Origin of the sequence: Tropicimonas sp. IMCC6043, from assembly GCF_004146235.1 — a bacterium.
Classification (GTDB): domain Bacteria; phylum Pseudomonadota; class Alphaproteobacteria; order Rhodobacterales; family Rhodobacteraceae; genus Tropicimonas.
The window spans coordinates 1-4,337 of sequence record NZ_SELO01000096.1 but is presented as its reverse complement, the minus strand read 5'-3'; the positions used below and the strand labels follow the sequence as shown (position 1 = coordinate 4,337).

Genomic DNA, 4,337 nt, shown 5'->3' with positions numbered 1-4,337 from the left:
CGAGCGCAACCCACGTCCTTAGTTGCCAGCAGTTCGGCTGGGCACTCTAAGGAAACTGCCGGTGATAAGCCGGAGGAAGGTGTGGATGACGTCAAGTCCTCATGGCCCTTACGGGTTGGGCTACACACGTGCTACAATGGCAGTGACAATGGGTTAATCCCCAAAAGCTGTCTCAGTTCGGATTGGGGTCTGCAACTCGACCCCATGAAGTCGGAATCGCTAGTAATCGCGTAACAGCATGACGCGGTGAATACGTTCCCGGGCCTTGTACACACCGCCCGTCACACCATGGGAGTTGGGTCTACCCGAAGACGGTGCGCCAACCTTTTCGAAGGGGGCAGCTGGCCACGGTAGGCTCAGCGACTGGGGTGAAGTCGTAACAAGGTAGCCGTAGGGGAACCTGCGGCTGGATCACCTCCTTTCTAAGGATGTTCCTGGATCTGATGGCTTGCCATCAACGTGGAACACTTAGCAATGACATGTCCTTTGCATGTCAAACATCACGGACCAGGCCGTCCACATATCTCTTCAGTCCATGACATTGTCGCACGGGCTACCGCCCGTATCTTGGGTCGGTAGCTCAGGTGGTTAGAGCGCACGCCTGATAAGCGTGAGGTCGGAGGTTCAAGTCCTCCTCGACCCACCAACACCCGTTCGGGTGACTGGGGCGTTAGCTCAGCTGGGAGAGCACCTGCTTTGCAAGCAGGGGGTCATCGGTTCGATCCCGATACGCTCCACCATGCTTTCCGCCTGGACATTCCGGTTTGACCGTCAAGCACTTTCGAGTGTTTTACCGTCCAACCGGACGACAAATTGACATCGTATAGAGAGTTAACATCAGAATTGCTGATCGCCCCAGTGGGGGATGATCTCTTGGCCATACCATGGCGCATCGCCGGATTTGCCTCCGGTTGTGTTGCCGGCCATGAAACAGCAATTTTGTCCAAGTCAAGTACACTAACCAAATGTTCCACGTCTTCGGATGTGGAGCGGGAATGTACGACTTCTGATCGGAAAGTGAGGCGCTGGTTGAACCAGCCTGGCGCCATGAGGTGATCTCGCGCTCAAGTAGCCGAAAGGCGGTAGCGCATATGAGAACAGCCTTGCTCTTTCTGGATCAGATCAAGCGCGAAAAGGGCGTTTGGTGGATGCCTTGGCAGCAAGAGGCGATGAAGGACGTGATACTCTGCGATAAGTCCTGGGGAGCTGAGAATAAGCTTTGATCCAGGAATTTCCGAATGGGGCAACCCACCTGATACTCAGTTATTGTTAGCCCTCGGGTTATCAATAATTGGGTCAAACAGGTACTTTGGAGCTGAATACATAGGCTTCAAAGAGCAAACCCGGGGAACTGAAACATCTAAGTACCCGGAGGAAAGGACATCAATTGATACTCCCCTAGTAGCGGCGAGCGAACGGGGACCAGCCGAGACCGATAAGTGACCAGAACTGGTTGGAAAGCCAGGCCATAGCGGGTGACAGCCCCGTATGGGAAGCTTTGAGGTACGTATTAAGTAGGGCGGGACACGTGAAATCCTGTCTGAAGATCGGAGGACCACCTTCGAAGGCTAAGTACTCCTTGCTGACCGATAGCGAACCAGTACCGTGAGGGAAAGGTGAAAAGCACCCCGACGAGGGGAGTGAAACAGTTTCTGAAACCGGGCGCCTACAAGCAGTCGGAGGGACCTCGAGTCCTGACGGCGTACCTTTTGTATAATGGGTCATCGACTTGGTCTCACATGCAAGCTTAAGCCGATAGGTGTAGGCGCAGCGAAAGCGAGTCTTAATAGGGCGTCGAGTATGTGGGATCAGACCCGAAACCGAGTGATCTAGGCATGACCAGGATGAAGACAAGGTAACACTTGTTGGAGGTCCGAACCCACACCTGTTGAAAAAGGTCGGGATGAGTTGTGCCTAGGGGTGAAAGGCCAATCAAACTCGGAGATAGCTGGTTCTCCGCGAAATCTATTTAGGTAGAGCGTCGCACGAATACCCTCGGGGGTAGAGCACTGGATGGGTAACGGGGTCCCACAGACTTACTGATCCTAACCAAACTCCGAATACCGAGGAGTACTATGCGGCAGACACACTGCGGATGCTAACGTCCGTAGTGGAGAGGGAAACAACCCTGACCTCCAGCTAAGGCCCCTAATTCATGGCTAAGTGGGAAAGCAGGTGGGACGACCAAAACAACCAGGAGGTTGGCTTAGAAGCAGCCATCCTTTAAAGATAGCGTAACAGCTCACTGGTCTAATCAAGTTGTCCTGCGGCGAAGATGTAACGGGGCTCAAGCCATGAGCCGAAGCTGAGGACTGCGTATGCAGTGGTAGCGGAGCGTCGTGTGATATAACTCCAATCCTCCTTAGCGTTCTTCGGAACGCATTGGAGGATAAGGGGTTTTCTGTGAAGCCGGGCTGTAAGGCATCCGGTGGAGAGATCACGAGCGAGAATGATGACATGAGTAGCGACAAGGAGGGTGAGAGACCCTCCCGCCGAAAGTCCAAGGGTTCCTGCTTAAAGCTAATCTGAGCAGGGTAAGCCGGCCCCTAAGTCGAGGCAGAAATGCGTAGACGATGGGAACTAGGTTAATATTCCTAGGCCAGGAGGATGTGACGGATCGCAGGTGTTGTTCGACCTTATCGGATTGGTCGGGCAACTGAGCGGTTCCTGGAAATAGCCCTCCATCAGACCGTACCCTAAACCGACACAGGTGGACTGGTAGAGAATACCAAGGCGCTTGAGAGAACGATGTTGAAGGAACTCGGCAAAATACCTCCGTAAGTTCGCGAGAAGGAGGCCCGGGTTCAAGGCAACTTGGATCCGGGGGCACAAACCAGGGGGTGGCGACTGTTTACTAAAAACACAGGGCTCTGCGAAGTCGCAAGACGACGTATAGGGTCTGACGCCTGCCCGGTGCCTGAAGGTTAAAAGGAGGGGTGAGAGCTCCGAATTGAAGCCCAGGTAAACGGCGGCCGTAACTATAACGGTCCTAAGGTAGCGAAATTCCTTGTCGGGTAAGTTCCGACCTGCACGAATGGCGTAACGACTTCCCCGCTGTCTCCAACATCGACTCAGCGAAATTGAATTGCCTGTCAAGATGCAGGCTTCCCGCGGTTAGACGGAAAGACCCCGTGCACCTTTACTACAGCTTCACACTGGCATTAGGCCGAACATGTGCAGGATAGGTGGTAGGCTTCGAAGCAGGGACGCCAGTCCCTGTGGAGCCTTCCTTGAGATACCACCCTTGTTCTGCTTGATGTCTAACCGCGGTCCGTTATCCGGATCCGGGACCCTGTGTGGCGGGTAGTTTGACTGGGGCGGTCGCCTCCTAAAGCGTAACGGAGGCGCGCGACGGTTGGCTCAGAGCGGTCGGAAATCGCTCGTTGAGTGCAATGGCAGAAGCCAGCCTGACTGTGAGACTGACAGGTCGAACAGAGTCGAAAGACGGCCATAGTGATCCGGTGGTCCCGAGTGGAAGGGCCATCGCTCAACGGATAAAAGGTACGCCGGGGATAACAGGCTGATGGTGCCCAAGAGTCCATATCGACGGCACCGTTTGGCACCTCGATGTCGGCTCATCTCATCCTGGGGCTGGAGCAGGTCCCAAGGGTACGGCTGTTCGCCGTTTAAAGAGGTACGTGAGCTGGGTTTAGAACGTCGTGAGACAGTTCGGTCCCTATCTGCCGTGGGTGTAGGATACTTGAGAGGAGTTGCCCCTAGTACGAGAGGACCGGGGTGAACGATCCACTGGTGGACCTGTTGTGGCGCCAGCCGCAGTGCAGGGTAGCTATGATCGGAAAGGATAACCGCTGAAGGCATCTAAGCGGGAAGCCCCCCTCAAAACAAGGTATCCCTGAGGGCCGTGGTAGACCACCACGTCGATAGGCCGGAGATGTAAGCATGGCAACATGCTCAGTTGACCGGTACTAATGGCCCGATAGGCTTGATTTGATCCAGTAAAAGCAAGGCTCTACTGGAAATCAGAAGTCACACCAATGACTTGGACAAACTGATGTAAGGCGACTTCCCCAAAACGGAAATCGCCGGGCTTTTCCTCGGTTTGGTGGTCATAGCACGAGCAAAACACCCGATCCCTTCCCGAACTCGGCCGTTAAGTGCCGTCGCGCCAATGGTACTGCGTCTCAAGACGTGGGAGAGTAGGTCACCGCCAAACCTAGAAAAAGCCCGCAAACTCTCGATACGATCCAGAACACAAACACCCCCGCCAGGAGAAATCCAGGCGGGGGTTTTGCGTTCGAGGCCACACCCTCCAGACGCACGAAATCACCCGGCCCACCAGCGCACAGCCCCTTCGAACCGGTCATCGCCACGGCTCC

General features: G+C 54.8%; 2 tRNA genes and 3 rRNA genes. All 5 read left to right on the top strand.

The features are described 5' to 3' along the window. A 16S ribosomal RNA gene (locus tag EU800_RS25720) occupies window positions 1-422 on the top strand; the annotation flags it as partial. A gap of 147 nt (window positions 423-569) precedes the next feature. Next, window positions 570-646: transfer RNA gene (locus EU800_RS25715), tRNA-Ile, on the top strand. An 18-nt stretch (window positions 647-664) separates the two neighbouring features. Beyond that, a tRNA-Ala gene (locus EU800_RS25710) sits at window positions 665-740 on the top strand. 380 nt (window positions 741-1,120) lie between these two features. Continuing rightward, a 23S ribosomal RNA gene (locus EU800_RS25705) occupies window positions 1,121-3,951 on the top strand. Window positions 3,952-4,059: 108 nt separating this feature from the next. After that, a 5S ribosomal RNA gene (gene rrf, locus EU800_RS25700) occupies window positions 4,060-4,174 on the top strand. Window positions 4,175-4,337: the final 163 nt, after the last annotated feature.